14 protein-coding genes are annotated in these 17,543 nt (G+C 45.8%); 13 read left to right on the top strand and 1 reads right to left on the bottom strand.

Features of this window, described 5'->3' with window-relative positions; all coding sequences use genetic code 11:
* Window positions 1-5: 5 nt before the first annotated feature.
* Window positions 6-206, top strand: a complete 201-nt coding sequence (locus tag EAO36_RS08605; protein ID WP_235852214.1) for a transposase — start codon at window positions 6-8, stop codon at window positions 204-206.
* A gap of 648 nt (window positions 207-854) precedes the next feature.
* On the opposite strand, the gene EAO36_RS00715 is transcribed toward EAO36_RS08605, so the two are convergent.
* Window positions 855-3,404, bottom strand: a complete 2,550-nt coding sequence (locus tag EAO36_RS00715; RefSeq protein WP_185962969.1) for a TonB-dependent receptor family protein — start codon at window positions 3,402-3,404, stop codon at window positions 855-857.
* A gap of 303 nt (window positions 3,405-3,707) precedes the next feature.
* On the opposite strand from EAO36_RS00715, the gene hemH reads away from it, so the two are divergent.
* The 12 genes from hemH to clpX all read left to right on the top strand — a co-directional run bounded on the left by hemH (window position 3,708) and on the right by clpX (window position 17,542).
* Window positions 3,708-4,670 carry a ferrochelatase gene (hemH, locus tag EAO36_RS00710; protein WP_120955560.1) on the top strand — a complete coding sequence of 321 codons (963 nt, stop codon included), beginning with the start codon at window positions 3,708-3,710 and terminating at the stop codon, window positions 4,668-4,670.
* A 92-nt stretch (window positions 4,671-4,762) separates the two neighbouring features.
* A complete protein-coding gene (locus EAO36_RS00705) occupies window positions 4,763-5,341 on the top strand; it encodes a SoxW family protein (RefSeq protein ID WP_120955559.1) in 579 nt (192 codons plus the stop codon).
* A 6-nt stretch (window positions 5,342-5,347) separates the two neighbouring features.
* The gene (locus EAO36_RS00700; RefSeq protein WP_120947944.1) at window positions 5,348-8,179 is read left to right on the top strand and encodes a cytochrome c biogenesis protein CcsA; all 2,832 of its coding nucleotides are present in this window, start codon (window positions 5,348-5,350) and stop codon (window positions 8,177-8,179) included.
* A 121-nt stretch (window positions 8,180-8,300) separates the two neighbouring features.
* Entirely contained in the window at window positions 8,301-9,602 is a 1,302-nt protein-coding gene (gene rho, locus EAO36_RS00695; protein WP_120947943.1) for a transcription termination factor Rho, read from the top strand.
* A complete protein-coding gene (murI, locus tag EAO36_RS00690; RefSeq protein ID WP_120947942.1) occupies window positions 9,602-10,366 on the top strand; it encodes a glutamate racemase in 765 nt (254 codons plus the stop codon). Before rho ends, murI begins: the two co-directional genes overlap by 1 nt.
* A 101-nt stretch (window positions 10,367-10,467) precedes the next feature.
* A complete protein-coding gene (gene alaS / locus EAO36_RS00685) occupies window positions 10,468-13,077 on the top strand; it encodes an alanine--tRNA ligase (RefSeq protein WP_120947941.1) in 2,610 nt (869 codons plus the stop codon).
* Complete coding sequence (ccoS, locus tag EAO36_RS00680) at window positions 13,077-13,274, top strand: cbb3-type cytochrome oxidase assembly protein CcoS (RefSeq protein ID WP_104758728.1); 198 nt, start codon at window positions 13,077-13,079, stop codon at window positions 13,272-13,274. The genes alaS and ccoS overlap by 1 nt, the downstream gene beginning before the upstream one ends.
* A 1-nt stretch (window position 13,275) precedes the next feature.
* Window positions 13,276-14,232, top strand: coding sequence for an NAD(P)-binding domain-containing protein (locus tag EAO36_RS00675; RefSeq protein ID WP_120947940.1), 957 nt, complete (start codon window positions 13,276-13,278; stop codon window positions 14,230-14,232).
* 86 nt (window positions 14,233-14,318) lie between these two features.
* Window positions 14,319-14,867, top strand: coding sequence for a YbhB/YbcL family Raf kinase inhibitor-like protein (locus tag EAO36_RS00670; protein ID WP_120947939.1), 549 nt, complete (start codon window positions 14,319-14,321; stop codon window positions 14,865-14,867).
* Between the two features lie 85 nt (window positions 14,868-14,952).
* Window positions 14,953-15,435, top strand: coding sequence for a 3-hydroxyacyl-ACP dehydratase FabZ (fabZ, locus tag EAO36_RS00665; RefSeq protein WP_120947958.1), 483 nt, complete (start codon window positions 14,953-14,955; stop codon window positions 15,433-15,435).
* Complete coding sequence (lpxA, locus tag EAO36_RS00660; protein WP_120947938.1) at window positions 15,432-16,238, top strand: acyl-ACP--UDP-N-acetylglucosamine O-acyltransferase; 807 nt, start codon at window positions 15,432-15,434, stop codon at window positions 16,236-16,238. Before fabZ ends, lpxA begins: the two co-directional genes overlap by 4 nt.
* The gene (clpX, locus tag EAO36_RS00655) at window positions 16,235-17,542 is read left to right on the top strand and encodes an ATP-dependent protease ATP-binding subunit ClpX (protein WP_120947937.1); all 1,308 of its coding nucleotides are present in this window, start codon (window positions 16,235-16,237) and stop codon (window positions 17,540-17,542) included. Before lpxA ends, clpX begins: the two co-directional genes overlap by 4 nt.
* The last annotated feature ends 1 nt before the right edge of the window (window position 17,543 follow it).

Here is a 17,543-nt window from a genome sequence, read left to right as displayed (position 1 = left end):
AAACTTTGCTAAAGATTGACCAATACTTTCCTAGCTCTCAAATCTGCTCTACTTGTGGGAGCAACACAGGTAAAAAGCCACTGCACATTAGGAATTATGTCTGTCCTTGTTGTCAAACACACCATCACAGCAGACTGACGCCAGTATCAATATTAGAAAGGCTATATTTCTTTACAGAAGAGGGAAATGTTTTAACCATAGACTAAAATTGCCCACTAAAAATGAATCCCCCGACTTTAATTTTATGGAAAACTATATCAAATCACTGCCCTATTCTAAATCGCTAGAATAATTGTTTGTTCTTAGAAAATAAATCATATATTTATTTTAGTAGAATCAAATAAAATAGAAGCCACGCGGTTAAATGTTTTTATAAATCAATACTTTTTACAGATAGAGCCATTTTATTTTATTGGTTGATATGGTGCTTGATCGCTATGGCTATCAGCTCTAGACTGTGTTGTAACTGACCCTTCACTCAGATCAAGCAGACCTGCAACAAGTGAGGTGCAAAACGTTTGATGAGGGTTTTTGCCATATTTTGCGAAACGCTTTGGCAGATGTGATCGGGGTTTGGGTTTAAGTCTATAGAGGATAGGATAAGGACTCACACCAAGCAAGCCAGGCAAAGTGTGGGCGTTTTGCTTGGCTCTCATCAATCAAAAGTTCCATCCACTCAAAACGCACGCTCAACTCACAAAACACAAGCACAACCCGATCCAACACCAATTTGCAAACAAGTAGCTTTAAACCCTTGTGCGACCTTGATATAGAACTTTTGTATCCAAACCCCCAGTCTGGCAAAATTATAGCACCGCCTCGTAAATTGGGGGCGGGCAGAGCCCAAACAAGATTTAAAAAGTGTAGTTTAAGTAAGCCGTAACCGAGCGTCCGGGGCCGGGTTGCAAGCCAGCCGGGCTAGAGCCAATCCCAGTAAAATAATACTTCATGTTGAAAAGATTATTGACCTGCAAGCTCCCCACAATCTTATGCCGTCCGCTTTCCCAGAAAATTTGACTCACCTCAACATTCCACACCCAATACCAAGGCAAGAGCCCTTCATGTTGGGTCATACACCACGCGGTGCATTGCCCCCCATTAATGGCATTGCTATAAAATTGCTTCCCATAATAACCCCCTGCTGCACTGTTGCCAATCCCGCTATAAGCCCGGCTATAAAAGTAGCTAGAAAGCCCAAAAGTGGTTTTGGCATAAGTGTAGCGCGCATCTAAGATGAATTGATAGGGGCTTACAAAGGGGAAGTGTTTGTTATAGCTAGTCCCGGGTAAAATATCGCCATTCAGGTCAGTCAGTCTGTAATGACTGGTAACACGGGTATCAATGTAGTTAAAGGCGGCATGGAATTGCAAGCCTTTAATGGGTCTGTAATATATCTCCAATTCCACGCCTTGAGAATAGCCATTTACCGGTTGCACCTGACAATTCCCCGCTCCCAGTGTGCAAGGAAGCTTGACAGCAAATTGCCCAGTGGCAAAATTACGCGCCCAAATTCTAAAGAAATCAGCATTAAAGCTAAGCTTGTCTTTGTAGGTGTAGCGTGCGCCCACTTCCACGCTGTCAAAGTGCTGGGTGAAGTATTCGGCTCCCCCATAGCTCAACACATCTAATTGCGGGGGGACAAAAGAGCGTTGGTAGTTAAAGTAGGTAAGCAAAGTGTGATCACCTTGCACAGGGATAAAGCCAATATTGAGCGAGGGCATCCAGTTATTCATGTGCTTGATTTTGGCTAGATCGGCTTTGGTGAATGATGCTGCCCAATTAGAGGCGTTCTCATTGTTATATTGCACGAAAGCATAACGCAACCCGGGCACGATGAAAAAACGCCCATCCCATGTTTCAATGCGATCGCTCAAATAAACGGCCGTGTAATTGTTGCGCCAGTTATTCCAGTTATGATATTTGCCATGCTTAGTATGGGGGTGCCAACCACTCATCACATTCGCTCCATCGCACAAAACCCCCGCCCCTTCTCCGGTAGTTTTGGTCGCACACTCATTGGTGTTAAAGTATTGGCGCTGTAAAAAGGTTGTTGTCATGAAGCGCAAGCCGGCAATAAAGGTTTGTTTAACCTTGCCGGTATTAACCACTAAATTTACTTTAGGCTCAAAGGCGTTATTGATAGAGCGCACAGGGTTTTCCACCTCCGTCCAGCCAGCATAATTGGTAGCGTAATAGGGCACGGCGGCTGTATAGCCGGGTAAGCCTTGAGCCGCACAGCTTGTTGCGTCATAACAAGTAACCATGTTGGCACTGTTATAACTGGAACTCACTTGGAAGTCCCTAGTCATGAACTGTCCGTAATAGGTGAAGCTAAAAGTCCCCCCCACTTTATCCAAATCCCCAAAGCGGTTTTCATACACGATCCCAAAGCGTTGGGATCGCCCACCTTTGGCATTAAAGGGGCGCAGATTGGCAAAGCGGTTGATCTTATAATCTTGCTCGCTGAGCGATCCAGGTTGAGCGATGTTGAATTTGTAGTACTGGTAATAGGCCTTGATCCCATTGTTTTCATTGATGTCATAGACCCCATCTAACCAATAGTTTTGGATATTAGTAGGGCTATTATCCCTAAAGCCCTGCCCCATCACCCAGTTAGCTTGGGCTTGCACCCCAAAATGCTTATTGATCATCCCCCCACTTCTAACATAGGTGTTGTAGAGTAAGTTGTTGCTCAAGGACTTTAGAAAAGAGGAATTACTGTTATTGGGGCTATTAAAACCCGCAAAAGAGGAATCGCCCGCATGGGTGTTAGCAAAACCCGCATTTCTAGCCTTAGCCCAAAAAGTCATTCTCTCAGCCACTTGGTTTTCCCAGCGTTTAGGGATGGGTTTTGTGATGATATTGACAATACCCCCATAGGTGTTAGGTCCATACTGCACACTCCCCCCGCCCTTGATCACATCGATGCGATCGATGGCTTGGAAAGTTACCGGAAAAATGTCCAACTCAATGTGGGAATAGGGAGCCATGTACACAGGGATACCATTAACTAGCATAAGAGTTGCGTTACTATGCCCTGAGCCCCCCGCCCCAAAGCCACGCACTTGGATGGTGGGCATGGCCCCCACACCGGTGACGTTCCTAACCTGCATGCCGGGCACATTCTGCAAGGCTTCTTCAATGCTTTGGTTGGCTTGTTGGGTGAGAGCTTTATTGGAGATCACCGTGCGGCTACCGGTGTATTTTTTAACTTCCTCATCTTGCCAACTCTTAGGGGCAGTAAGCCCGCTATAGCCCAAATTAACCTGCCCAGAATAATCTGTCCTGTCTTTTTGCCCCGCTGTGGAAACCTTGCCCAAGGTGTAGGTTTTATCTTCCTTGGCGAGCAAAGACTCAGAGCAAACCAAGCTAGTGCTTAACGCCAGTAGAAATTTTTTATGCAACATAAACTCCTTAAAAATTTCACACAAAATTTAAAAAACAGAAGAAGGCGTAAATCAAAAATGCACACTTTTGATACAAAAACGGTTAAAAACTCAATGTCTAGTAATAAAAACAAAAGACTGTTAATAAATTGGATGGATTTTACCATGTGAAACTTAAAGAGCAACCCTATTGGCATGGAGTTGGCAAATTTTGACCACTAAACCTAATTAGTGGCTTTGGTTATCCTAAGAACTACCCAGAACTTATGGCATAATTAGTATAATAATAAATCCATAATGCATAATTGATAGGCTGTGATGATGACTGAAGCTGTTGTGCTGTTGAACATGGGCGGACCCAACAATCTCTATGAGGTTGAAGTGTTTTTAACAAATATGTTTAACGATCCATGTATCTTGCCCATTAAGAGCCATTTTTGGCGCAAAATCCTAGCTAAAATCATTATCCAGAGCCGTTTAAACAAGTCCAAAGACATTTATAAAAACATCGGGGGCAAATCCCCCATTAACGAGCTGAGTGCCCAGCTCGTCCAAGAGCTAAGGGAGCTAGACCCCACGCGGCACTACACCTATGCGATGCGCTACACACCGCCTTTTGCACCCATGGTCTTTGCTGAGTTGCAACAACAGGGTTTCCACTCCATTTTGCTTTTTTCCATGTATCCCCAATATTCCACCACCACGACCCTATCTTCCATGCAAGATGCCCTGCAAGCCCTTAAAAACCTCAACTACACGCCCACTCTCTCTAGCATTGATCGCTTTTATACCCACAATCTTTATAACCAAGCCATTTTAGCCAGCATTGCAGAAACCATGCAAGGCCATAACCCCCAAGAATTTGTGTTGGTTTTCTCTGTGCATGGCTTGCCCGTACGTATGGTTGAGGAGGGCGATCCTTATGAAGCCGAATGCCGCCACCATGTGAGTTTGCTCAAGCGCGCCTTGATCCCCTTTGGCTTTAAAGCCATTGAATTATCTTACCAATCCAAGCTAGGTCCTTTAAAGTGGTTAGAACCCAGCACTCTAGAAATGATTGAGCACCACCGCAAAAACAAAATCCTCATCTACCCCCTTGCTTTTAGCATTGATAATTCCGAAACCATCTACGAATTACACATCCAATACAAATGGGAGGCGATGCGCCTAGCCGTGCCCAAGTTTTTGGTTTGCCCATGCTTGAATGCTAATTTGGCTTTTGCAAATGCCATTTTAGATTTGATTCAGTATGGCGATCGCAAAACACTTTCTCTAAGCGAATAATTAGCACAAAAAGCTACAATGAATGAAAAAACAAGGAAGATTGATGAAAAAAAAGTGGTCTTTATGCTCTCTTATTAGCTCTTTTTGCCCATGTGGCTTTTGCCAGCAGTGATGACAAGATCGATGAATCCATGATCAGCTCAGGGGCGATCTCCCCTAAAAGCGCGCAAGAAGATGCCAACAATTTAGACAAACAAAGTTATGCCGGCTTAGAAGATGTCTTTTTAGATACCAAGACCATCACCCCCAATGGCAAATACATGCTCTTAGTCTTTGGGAAAAATGGGTGTGCTTATTGCGAATTGCTCAAAAAAGATATCAAACAACGCCAAGACCTGAAAAGCTTTATCAAACAGCACTATAGTGCCTACTACATTAACATTAGCTACACCAAAATGCACGAGTTTAAGATCGGCACCAAGAAAAAGCCTAGAAATGTCGTCCTCTCTACCTCCCAGCTTGCCCAAGTCTATGATGTAAGCTCCACACCCACCATTGTTTTAGCCGATTCCAATGGCCAAACCATTTACGAGCTCCCCGGTTATATGCCCTCTAAGCAATTCTTGGCGGTTTTGGAGTTTATTGGCAATGGCCTATATAAGGGCATCACAGATGATAAGGTTTTTGTTGAAAAATTACGCGACTACATTTTGAAAAAATCCCGAGCTTAATTTGATATGCAAGTCAAGCAGATATTTGGTTTCTTTTTTGGCTCTTTTTGGATCGCTATTCCCTTGATGATCGTTTATGCCACAGCTTGTGCTATGGCAACCTTTATCGAAAATGACTATGGTACGCCCGCTGCCCAAGCGGTGGTTTATGGCACTTGGTGGTTTAGTGCCCTGCATGTGTATTTGCTCATGGTCATCATTGGCACGCTGATCACCTCTAGGGCATTCCAAAGAAGGCGTTATGTGAGTATCTTTTTCCACAGTGCGCTGGTGTTGATCATCTTGGGTGCTGGGATAACGCGTTTTTTTGGTTTTGAAGCCACCATGCATATTCGCGAAAACCAAACTTCTAATTCCATCACCACTACCGCAACTTATTTGAACTTACACATTGACAAACCCGGACAAGCCCCGCTAGATTTTTCCTTTAAAAGCAATCTCTCGCCCTTTTCCAAACACCTTTCCAACCAAGAGGTGATGGTTTATGATAAACCCCTTTTGTTAGAGCCCCTCAAAGTCCTCAAACAAAGTGCTGACAAGAAAGATAACCGCGCGTTGTTAGAACTCAAGGCAAGTTATGATGGGGAGAGCCATGTCTATCAGATTATCGGTGGGCATGGGATTGAAAGTCAAAGTGTAGTAGCCACCCTTAAGGGTGTGCAAATCGCCATTAGTTGGGGCGTAACCCAAAAAAAACTGCCCTTCAAGCTCAAGCTCAAACGCTTTGAATTGGAACGCTATCCCGGATCGATGAGCCCCTCTTCTTATGCCTCTGAAATTGAAGTTTTGGATTCTAAGGATCAACTCATCATGCCCTACCGGATTTTTATGAATCATGTTTTGGATTATGGCGGATACCGCTTTTTCCAATCCTCCTACGATCGCGATGAAAAGGGTACAATTTTATCGGTCAATCGGGATCCGGGTAAAAATCTAACTTACTTGGGTTATGCCGTGCTGATCTTGGGCGCATTGCTCATGCTCTTTAGCCATAGTGGGCGTTTCCAAAGGCTCTCCCGTTTTTTAAAATCCCAAAAAATCAACGCGTTTTTGTTAGTCTCTTTAGTGGCCCTGAGCTCCCACACTTTGCGTGCTGATGACTCCAAGCAGGGCAAGATCGACATGCACGGGGGTAAATCGGTTGCTACGCCTTTGGATAATATGGGAAAACTCAGCCTAGAAAAAGAGAAAATGGCTAATATCAACGCCCAAATTATCCAGCGCATGAAAAATCTTAAAGTACACTCCAAGGATCAACTAGGGCAGTTCCAACGCCTGCAGATTCAAGGCTTTGAGGGGCGTATCAAGCCTTTAGACACCCTGAGCATGGATTTGATCCACAAAATCACCCACCAAGATGGCTTTAAGGGCATGGATAATATCCAAGTGATGCTGGGCATGATGCTCTATCCGGATGATTACAAGAGTATCAAAATGATCTACACCTCCACACCTAGACTACGCACCATGCTGGGCGTGCCCGCCAATCAAAGACGCATTGCCTTTTTAGATGTCTTTGGCCCGCATGGGTATAAGTTGCAAAACTATGTAGAAGAGATCAACCAAAAAGCCCCCAAGGATCGCGATGAATTTGATAAAGATGTGCTCAAAGTCGATGAGCGCATTAACCTAGTCTATATGATCTTTAGCGGGAGCATTTTAAAGATTTTCCCCGAGAAAACTTCTCATGCATGGCTTTCCCCTGCTGAGGCGATCAAGAGCAGTGATCCCGAGCTTGTCAAGCAAGCCACGCATTTTTTGCGCGCGCTGTTTGTGGGCTTTGATGCGGGGGTGGAGAACAATAAATGGGATGGCATCAATCAAACTTTAAAAGAGCTAGGGGCTTACCAAAAGGCCCATAGCAAGCTCTATTTGCCCGCCAGCCGCATTAGCTCCGAGATTTTCTTAAACCATAGCAATTTTTTCAACTCCCTGACTATCCCCTATCTTTTGCTGGGTGTGGTGTTATTGATCGTGGTGCTGGTGGGGACTTTCAAAAACCAGGCACCGCGTGCGTGGTTGCATTGGGGATTTTACGGGCTATTGCTCTTATGCGCCCTAGCCCATAGTACAGGCTTGCTCTTAAGGTGGTATGTCAGTGGGCACTCGCCTTGGAGCAATGCCTATGAATCCATGCTCTATATTTCTTGGGCGGCTGTGGTGGCCGGACTCATCTTGCGTTCCAATTTAGCCTTGTGTGCCTCTAGCTTTTTAGCAGGCACGGCGTTATTTGTCGCGCATTTAGGCTTTATGGACCCCCAAATTAGCAATCTTGTGCCCGTGCTCAAATCCTATTGGCTCAATATCCATGTGTCCATCATCACGGCTAGTTATGGCTTTTTGGGCTTATGTTTTATCTTGGGGCTTTTGACCTTGATTTTATTTGTGTTGCGGAGCAAAAAACGCCCCCATATCGATCAAACCATTCTCTCTTTGAGCGCGATTAATGAGATGGGCATGATCTTAGGGCTTTTCATGCTCACTGTGGGTAACTTTTTGGGGGGTGTGTGGGCTAATGAATCTTGGGGGCGTTATTGGGGCTGGGACCCTAAAGAGACTTGGGCACTCATCTCCATTGCGGTCTATGCGGTGATCTTGCATTTGCGCTTTTTACGCTTTGAGTTCATGCCCTATGTCTTTGCCTCAGCTAGCGTGTTGGGCTTTTACTCCATTTTGATGACTTATTTTGGGGTGAATTACTACCTCTCTGGCATGCACAGCTATGCTGCTGGCGATCCTTTACCCATCCCTGGTTTTCTCTATCCCTTTGTGGCCTCGACCTTTATCTTAATTTTGCTAGCGGGCTTGAAGCGTAAATTAGTGATGGCTAAGGTCTAGCCAGTCCTTGACTTTTGCCCATTTTTTCACTAGAATTTGGGCATACCTGTTTTCCTCTTAACCGATTTAATAGCGTTGCCAGTCTGTCAAAACGCAAAACCAATGTAAGTTAAGGATATTAATGGCGCAAGAGCACCACAAGCAAAAGACACACACCCCTGTGAGCGGGTATCGCATCGAGGAGTTGCGTGCCCAGCCCACCGAAAAACTCCTAGAGATTGCCAATGAATTAAAGGTGGAAAACCCCCAAGAGTTCAAACGGCAAGATTTGATGTTTGAAATCCTCAAAAATCAAGTGAGTCAGGGCGGGTATATTCTTTTTACCGGAATTTTAGAAACCGCCAATGAAGGCTATGGCTTTTTGAGAGGGATGGATGGGAGTTTTTCAGATAACCAAAATGATACTTATGTGAGTCATTCCCAAATCAAGCGTTTTGCGCTTAGAAATGGCGATGTGGTAACCGGGCAGGTGCGGCCACCAAAAGATCAGGAAAAATATTACGCCCTGCTTAAAATTGAAGCGGTCAATTACTTGCCCCTAGATGAAATCCGTAACCGCCCGCTGTTTGATAATCTCACCCCGCTTTTCCCCACCGAACAAATCAAATTGGAATACGAGCCTATCAAAGTAACCGGACGCATGCTCGATCTCTTTAGCCCCATTGGCAAGGGACAACGCGCGCTTATTGTCGCCCCACCCCGCACGGGCAAGACCGAATTGATGAAAGAATTAGCCCATGGGATCACCTCCAACCACCCCGAAGTGGAATTGATTGTTTTATTGGTGGATGAACGTCCTGAGGAAGTGACCGACATGCAAAGGAGCGTGCGCGGGCAGGTTTTTAGCTCCACTTTCGATCTGCCCTCCACTAACCATATCCGTATTGCTGAGTTGGTGCTAGAGCGGGCTAAAAGGCGCGTAGAAATGGGTAAGGATGTGGTGATCTTGTTAGATTCTATCACCCGCCTAGCCCGTGCTTACAATGCCGTAACGCCCTCTAGTGGCAAGGTGCTCACCGGAGGCGTGGATGCTAATGCGCTACACAAGCCCAAGCGTTTTTTTGGAGCCGCACGCAACATTGAGGAGGGGGGGAGCTTAACCATCATTGCTACCGCCCTGATTGAAACCGGATCGCGCATGGATGAGGTGATCTTTGAGGAATTTAAAGGCACAGGCAATAGCGAGATCGTGCTCGCACGCAGTATCTCCGATCGGCGCATTTACCCCGCCTTTGATGTGCTTAAATCCGGCACCCGTAAAGATAATATCTTGCTGGGCAAGGACAAACTCACCAAGGTTTGGGTGTTGCGCAATGTCATGCAACAAATGGACGATGTGGAAGCCCTCAATTTTATTTACTCTAAAATGCAAACCACCAAGGATAACCAAGAGTTTTTGAATCTGATGCATGAAAACACCTGATGCGTGTGGGGGTTTTTGATAGCGGTATTGGGGGCTTGAGCGTGCTTAAAAGCGTGCTGGAGGCGCGCTTATTTGCAGAGGTGATCTACTATGGCGACACCGCCCGCGTGCCCTATGGCCCTAAGGATCAGATCACAATTGAACGCTTTTCCCTAGAGGCATTGGACTTTTTCAAGCCCCACCAAATCGATTTGTTAATCGTGGCGTGTAACACCGTGAGTGCGTGGGCACTGCCGGCTATGCGCGCGCGTACAGACATGCCCATTGTGGGTGTGATTGAGCCCGGGGTACTGGCTATTACACAGGACACACCCAAAAATGCGTCTATTTTAGTTCTAGGCACCAACGCAACCATTAGCTCAGGACGCTATGAAAGAGAACTCAAAACACAGGGCTATACCTCTATTAAAAGCCTAGCCACTGGGCTTTTTGTCCCCTTGATTGAAGAGGGAATTTTGCAAGGTCCTTTGCTGGAGGCTTGCATGCACCATTATTTTCAAGATCTCCAAAATGCCCCCGATGTGGTGGTGCTGGGTTGCACGCATTTTCCCTTGATCATCTCTAGTTTGCAAGGCTACTTTACCCACTATTTTAAGCACGCTTGTAAGTTTGTACATTCCGGGAATGCCATCGTGCGACATTTGCAAGAGCACCACCACCTAAGCCCCTTGTCTAACCCTCCCAAAGTGCGCTTTTTTGCCAGTGGAGATGTGGTTATGCTTAAAGCCCAAGCCAAAGCGTGGTTGGGTTTGGAACAAATGTAGGCCTACCAAAAGCACCAAAACGGGGTCAAGGTTACGACCTTATGCTGAAACTAAGTTTTTTTGGGCTAAAATCGCCCTTATTTTAAGCAATATGGGAAGTAATGGAGATCAAGAGAGCTTTTTTAGATCATTTCAAGCATCTCGATCACATGGAGGTGCCAAGTTCTAGCCTCGTGCCTGTGGATTCTTCTTTGCTCTTCACCAATGCGGGCATGGTGCAATTCAAAGATATTTTTTTGGGCAAAACCAAGCCTTTTACCAAGCGCGCCACCAGTGCCCAGCTGTGCATGCGCGCGGGGGGCAAGCACAACGACTTAGAGAATGTGGGATATACCAACCGCCACCATACTTTGTTTGAGATGTTAGGTAATTTTTCCTTCTTTGACTACTTCAAAGAGGAAGCCATCGCCTATGCTTTTTCTTTTGTCCAAAAGTTGGGTTTTAAGCAACAAGATATTTATGTCAGTGTGCATGAAAAGGACACACAAGCCTATGAACTTTGGCAAAAATTTGTCCGCCCCGATCACATTAAAAAAATGGGCGATAAGGATAATTTTTGGCAAATGGCGGATACGGGGCCTTGTGGGTATTGCAGTGAGATTTATATTGATCAAGGGGATCGTTATTTCCACTCTAGCGAGGATTATTTTGGGGGTGAGGGGGATCGCTTTTTAGAAATTTGGAACTTGGTTTTTATGCAATATGATCGCTCCGAACAGGGGGTCTTAAACCCATTAAGCCAGCCTTGCATTGATACGGGCATGGGTTTGGAACGTGTGCAGGCTCTTTTAGAAGGCGTGCATAATAACTTTGATAGCTCACTCTTCAAGCCCTTGATGGCTAGCATTGCCAATGTATTTGATCTCAACTATAACGACCATTTGGAATCCTTTAGGGTGCTAGCCGATCACGCTAGGAGCGTGGCGTTTTTGCTGGCGATGGGGGTTTATTTTGAAAACACGGGGCGGGGGTATGTCCTCAGACGCATTTTGAGGCGGGCACTCAGGCATGGGTATTTGTTGGAACTTAGTAAGGGCAAGGAATTGGATACGCCCTTTTTCCATAAGATTTTAGGGGATTTGTGCGATTCTATGCCTGATTATCCGTTACTCAAAGAGCACCAAGAGAGTATCCAAGCCGAATGCCGTGTTGAAGAAGAATTGTTCTTAGCCACGCTCAATAAGGGCATGCATTTATTTGAAAGTGCCTTGCAAGAGTGTAGCGGGTCGAGCTTTAGCGGGGCGGTGGCTTTTAAACTCTATGACACCTATGGCTTCCCCCTAGATTTAACTATGGACATGTTGCGCGATAAGCAAATGCATGTCGATATGGCAGAATACCAAGCTTGTATGCAAGAGCAAAAACAACGCTCCATGCATAGTTTTAAGCAAACAAATGCCAAAGATGGTTTAAAGGCGTTGGATTTAAGTGCACTTGAGCCCAATGAATTTGTGGGCTATGACTATGATGAGGTGCGTGCTAAGGTTGTGGCACTCTACATGGGTGTGGATCGCAAAGCATATGTTGTGTTGGATAGAACCCCTTTTTATGCGCAAGGGGGCGGGCCTATTGGGGATAGGGGGGCAATCTTGGATACCAACCATGTTTTGTTGGCTCAGGTTTTGGATACCCAAAAGGTGGGGGGAATCAATGCCAGCTTAATCGAACTTGAGTCTAGGGCTAGCCTGGAGGTGGGCGATGAAGTGATCGCCCAAGTCTTTGATCGCGCTGAGATTGCCAAACACCATAGCGCGACCCACCTTTTACACCTTGCCCTAAGAGAGATTTTAGGGGCTGTGGCTAGACAGGAACATAAAAACGCCCAAATCCAGCAGAAGGGTAGCCACATTGAGCCCCACCGCTTGCGCTTTGATTTTAGCTTTTATCGTAACTTGGAGGACACCGAGATTGCCCAAATTGAAGCTTTTGTGAATGATAAAATCTGTGCGGGGGCAAGCACCGCTATAGAGAGTATGGGGGCTGAGTGTGCTAAGAGCAGTGGGGCGGTGATGCTCTTTGAGGATAAGTATTTAGAACAGGTGCGTGTGGTGGAGATCGCCGGGAGCTTGGAGGCATGCGGGGGGGTGCATGTGAGTAATAGTGCGCATATTGGGGGCTTTGCGGTAATCAAAAGTGCGAGCGTGAGTGCTGGAGTGCGCCGTTTGGAGGCGGTATGTGGGAAGGCTTATTATGACTTTGTGGCTAAGGAGCGTGCCGTGCTCAAAGAAGCGCGCCAAAGGCTTAAAAACCCCGATCTGCTAAAAGCCTTGGAGCAAAAAGAACAGCAAGGGACAAAATCCAAAGGGGCGAATGCTTGCCTAGAAGCCCTCAAGCTCTATCCCATTGCCCATAAAAAGCTCCAACTAGCAGTGTTGTTGGCACAAAAACAAGATTTGAACACTTTCTTTGCCTTTGTGGATCAGTATAAAAAAAATCAAGAGCCCCTGGTGGCGATTTTTAAGCACCATAACGCCCAAAAACATGCGCTAGATGTGGTGCTTAAAAGCGTGGGGGCTCATGACATGCTAGCTTTGCTAGAGGTTTTAAAAACGCATGTGCAGAGTTTGGGCTACACGACAAAGGGTGGGGGCAAAAAAGACCATGCGTCTTTGAGTATTAGCAAAAAAGATCAAGCAGAATGGGGGGCACAAGAAATCCAAGCCCTAGCCCAAGAGTTGTGCCAAGTTGCGCTCAAAAGTTTGGAGAGCTAGTGCATACCAATACTCTTTTTTTAATGCTCTTTGTGTCCTTGATCTTGGGGTTGGTGGGCTTGCTCATTTTCTTGTGGGGTTTGAAGGGCAAGCAATTTAGCGATGAGAAAAAAATGTTAGAGTCGCTTTTGTACGATGGTCCAGATGATCTTAACCTTGCCAAACAAGAAGAGGAATTGAAGAAAAAGAAAGGGTAATATGACTACAATTTACGATGTGTTGGTCGTGGGGGCAGGACCTAGCGGGATTGCCACCGCTGTAGAGTGCCAGTTGAATGGAATCCATAAAGTTTTGTTGTGCGAAAAAGAGGAACAATGTTGTGGCATGTTGCGCAAATACTACAAAGCGCATAAGAGGGTGGATAAAGATTACCGCAAGCAAGTTGTGGATATTAGGGGGCATATCCCCTTTGTGGATACGGACAAAGAGGGGGCTTTAGCGGTTTTTGAAAAGGCATTAGAGGAGCACCAAACAGAGGTGCGTTACAAATGCGGCATTGAAAGCGTGCAAAAAAAAGGCGATCTCTTTGAGGTCGTAACGGGCAGCAATGAAATCTTGCAGGCGCGCGCTGTGGTGATCGCCATTGGTAAAATGGGGCAACCCAATCGCCCCTCTTATCCCATTCCAGTGGGGGTGATGCGCCAAGTGGTTTATACGATCAATGATTGCAAGGAGCGGGAGGAATTGTTGGTGGTGGGTGGGGGCAATTCAGCCGTGGAATACGCCATTGCTCTAGCCAACACTAACCACACCACTTTAAATTACAGGCAAAAGACTTTTAGCCGTGTGAATGCGGAAAATTTAAGTGCTCTAGAAGAGGCTTTTGCGCATAATCTCAAACAAAAATTGGGCGTGGATATTGAAGGTCTAGAGGCTTTGGAGGGGCGTATCCAAGTGAATTTTAATGACGGATCGCATGGAGTCTATGATCGGATTTTATTTGCCATTGGGGGTTCTACGCCTTTGGAGTTTTTGAGAAAATGCCAAGTATCCTTAAATGCGTCCAACTTGCCCATTGTGGATGATAAACACCAAAGCAATATCGAGCATCTGTACATCGTAGGGGACATCGTTTATAAATCGGGGGCGAGTATTGGGATCGGACTGAATGCGGGTTTTGATGTCGCCCAAGTGCTTAAAGAGCAATTAGCCTAGTGTTGAAAACGCGAGTTAGGGCGGGGTGGCTACTCTTTATTGGGATTTTAATGTTAGGCTCAGTCCAATTTAGTCAAGGAGAACACATGCAGGTTTTTAAAGTTTTTATCAAAACAGATGATCGGGGGTTTTTGGACCTTAAGTTTGGGGGGAATGCAGAGGTAGCGTTTTTAGATCGTGGCTTACCCAAGCGATCCCCTAAAATTAGCTGGGAGAAAGTGCCCGGAGCTAAGAGCTATGCCCTAGAGATCGTGGATTATGATGCCAGCGCGGTGATGGGCAAACCCTTCATCCATTGGGTGGTGGGCAACATTATGAGCACTGAGTTGCCTGAAAATGCTTCCAAAGAGGACAAAAACATTTTACAAGGGATCAATTCGCTCACAGAGGGCTATTGGCGCTCCTCTTTAAGTCCAGAGCAAAAGCAGGCTTCCAACCTAGACAATAGCGACTATATTGGACCCATGCCCCCCGATCGCGATCACCATTATTTAATTCAAGTCTATGCCCTCGATGTGGCGCATTTGGATCTAAAACCTCCTTTTTTTATTAACCACTTACACGATGCCATGCGTGGGCATATTTTAGGCTTGGGGCGTGTAGAGTTCAAATACCCCCAAATGCGTGCGCGTTAGTCTCATTGGGTTTTAAACTTAGGTATGTTAGGATCGGGGGCTATTTACATTTGAAGTGGTGCTGAAAAATAAAAAAGGGTTGGAGATGCAAGAGGGTTCTGTCTTTGATTTTGACATCCATGCGATCAGTCAAATTCTCCCACACCGCTACCCGTTTTTGTTGGTGGATCGGGTGGTGCACTTGGAGACTTTTAAAGATGTGCATGCATATAAGAATATCACCTATAACGAAGAGGTGTTCGTGGGGCATTTCCCGGGCAAACCCATTTATCCGGGTGTGCTGATTGTGGAGGGCATGGCGCAAGCAGGAGGGTTACTGGCTTTTATTAGCCTCTTTGGATTTGATCCGGGTGTAGCTAGTACCAAAATCGTCTATTTCATGACTATTGATCGGGTTAAGTTTAGAAATCCGGTGATCCCGGGGGATCAATTACATTATCATTTGACAGTCCAAAAACACAAGGGCATGATTTGGCAGGTAGCGGGCGTGTCCAAAGTGGGGGACAAAGTTGTCGCTGAAGCTGAACTTAAAGCAATGATTGTGGATCGCAAGGAGGAAAAGGCATGAATATCGCTCCTAGTGCCATTGTGGATCCGCGCGCGCAAATCCATAGCACGGCTAAGATCGGGCATTTTTGTGTCATTGGACCCGATGTGGTGCTAGAGGAGGGAGTGGAACTTTACAACAATGTTACTTTGCTAGGGATCACCACGATCAAAGCACACACCACTATTTTTCCTTACGCCACTTTAGGCACAATCCCCCAAGATTTAAAATACGAGGGCGAATCCTCTAAGCTCATTATTGGGGAGCATAATTTGATCCGTGAGTATTGCATGATTAACCCGGGCACTAAGGGTGGGGGGAATCAAACCATTATTGGCAACCATAATTTACTGATGGCTTATGTGCATGTTGCCCATGATTGCAAAATCGGGGATCATTGCATCTTGGCTAATGGGGTAACCTTAGCCGGGCATATTGAGATTGGCGATCATGTCAATATTGGCGGATTGACTGCAATCCACCAATTCACAAGGATCGCTAAAGGGTGCATGGTCGCTGGGGCGAGTGCTTTGGGTAGAGATGTCCCCCCTTATTGCAATGCTGAGGGCAACCGAGCGTTCATTAGAGGGCTAAACAGATACCGCATGCGCAAACTCTTAGAAAGAAGCGAGATTGACTTTATCAGCGTCCTTTATAAAAAACTCTTTGATCTCAAAGATACTTCGATCCGCAACAATGCGCTTAAAATTTTAGAGCAATACCCAGATAACCCACATGCCCAAGAGATTTGTAATTTTGTTTTGCAAAGCAATCGGGGCATTGCCATTAAAGAGGGATACTTCCAAGATGAGGAGGCAACATGAATACCCGTTATTGTAGTTTTTGCAATAAGCCCGAAAGCACCTTGCACCACCACCGTCGCTTGGTTTTTTCTTCGCGCAAATCTGGCAAAGACACCCACATTTGTGAATATTGTGTAGAATATCTTTATAAGGAACTCCACGCAGAATTGCCCACTCTGCACACGCGCAAATTCGATCACATTGGGGGCATGCTCCCCCCAAGCAAAACCCCCTCCATGGCTTTGATCCCCTCCCCTAGCACGCTCAAAGAAGCACTAGATAACTATGTGATCGGGCAAGAGGAGGCTAAGAGGGTTTTAAGCGTTGCCGTCTATGATCACTACAAACGGCTCAATTACCAAGAAAAGCACACGGAAAGCACCGCCCTAGAGGTGGAGATTTCCAAATCTAATATCCTCTTAGTAGGACCCACGGGGAGTGGTAAAACCTTGATGGCACAAACCCTAGCGCGCTTTTTAAATGTGCCCATTGCCATTAGCGATGCGACTAGCCTAACTGAGGCAGGTTATGTGGGCGAGGATGTGGAGAATATCCTTACGCGCTTGTTACAGGCTAGCGATGGGGATGTAGAGCGCGCCCAACGCGGGATCGTCTTTATTGATGAGATTGACAAGATCGCCCGACTCTCAGAGAATCGCTCCATCACGCGCGATGTGTCTGGGGAAGGCGTGCAACAAGCTCTTTTAAAGATCATTGAGGGGGCGGTGGTGAATGTGAGCCCTAGAGGCGGGCGCAAACACCCTAATGAAAATTTTGTGCAAATTGATACGACCAATATTTTATTCATCTGTGGCGGGGCATTTGATGGGATCATTGACATCATTAAAAGACGCGTGCATAGCAATGTCTTAGGCTTTGGGAGCGAAAAAAAGACCAAAGAACAACTTGAGGATATTTTGCACCTTGTAGAACCAGAAGACTTGATCTCCTATGGTTTGATCCCCGAGCTAATTGGGCGTTTGCCCGTGATCTCCGCACTCAAACCCATTTCCAAAGAGGCGATGATCGATATTTTGCAAAAACCCAAAAACGCCCTCATCAAACAATACCAAGAGCTGTTTAAAATGGACGATGTGGAATTGGTGTTTGAAGAAGATGCTGTAGAAGAGATTGCCAATTTAGCCATCAAACGCAAAGTCGGGGCTAGAGGCTTAAGAGCCATCATGGAGGATCTCACTTTAGATGTTAGATTTGATCTGCCCAGTCTCAAGGACTATCAGGTTATCATCACTAAAGAGTGCGTGCTCAAGCAGGAAAAGCCCTTGTTGATCAAAAAAAATAAGCCCTTGTTGATGCCCTCTTAAA

It is taken from the genome of Helicobacter mehlei (genome assembly GCF_003660265.1).
Classification (GTDB): domain Bacteria; phylum Campylobacterota; class Campylobacteria; order Campylobacterales; family Helicobacteraceae; genus Helicobacter; species Helicobacter mehlei.
The sequence above is the reverse complement of the archived record's forward strand: the minus strand, read 5'-3'. Positions and strand labels throughout refer to the sequence as shown.

Excerpts from the sequence above, each read along its gene's own strand:
- EAO36_RS00670 (WP_120947939.1), top strand. The coding sequence starts at position 14,319 with ATGCAGGTTTTTAAAGTTTTTATCAAAACAGATGATCGGGGGTTTTTG.
- clpX (WP_120947937.1), top strand. The coding sequence starts at position 16,235 with ATGAATACCCGTTATTGTAGTTTTTGCAATAAGCCCGAAAGCACCTTG.
- EAO36_RS00700 (WP_120947944.1), top strand. The coding sequence starts at position 5,348 with ATGCAAGTCAAGCAGATATTTGGTTTCTTTTTTGGCTCTTTTTGGATC.
- rho (WP_120947943.1), top strand. The coding sequence starts at position 8,301 with ATGGCGCAAGAGCACCACAAGCAAAAGACACACACCCCTGTGAGCGGG.
- hemH (WP_120955560.1), top strand. The coding sequence starts at position 3,708 with ATGACTGAAGCTGTTGTGCTGTTGAACATGGGCGGACCCAACAATCTC.
- murI (WP_120947942.1), top strand. The coding sequence starts at position 9,602 with ATGCGTGTGGGGGTTTTTGATAGCGGTATTGGGGGCTTGAGCGTGCTT.
- alaS (WP_120947941.1), top strand. The coding sequence starts at position 10,468 with ATGGAGATCAAGAGAGCTTTTTTAGATCATTTCAAGCATCTCGATCAC.
- lpxA (WP_120947938.1), top strand. The coding sequence starts at position 15,432 with ATGAATATCGCTCCTAGTGCCATTGTGGATCCGCGCGCGCAAATCCAT.
- fabZ (WP_120947958.1), top strand. The coding sequence starts at position 14,953 with ATGCAAGAGGGTTCTGTCTTTGATTTTGACATCCATGCGATCAGTCAA.
- EAO36_RS00675 (WP_120947940.1), top strand. The coding sequence starts at position 13,276 with ATGACTACAATTTACGATGTGTTGGTCGTGGGGGCAGGACCTAGCGGG.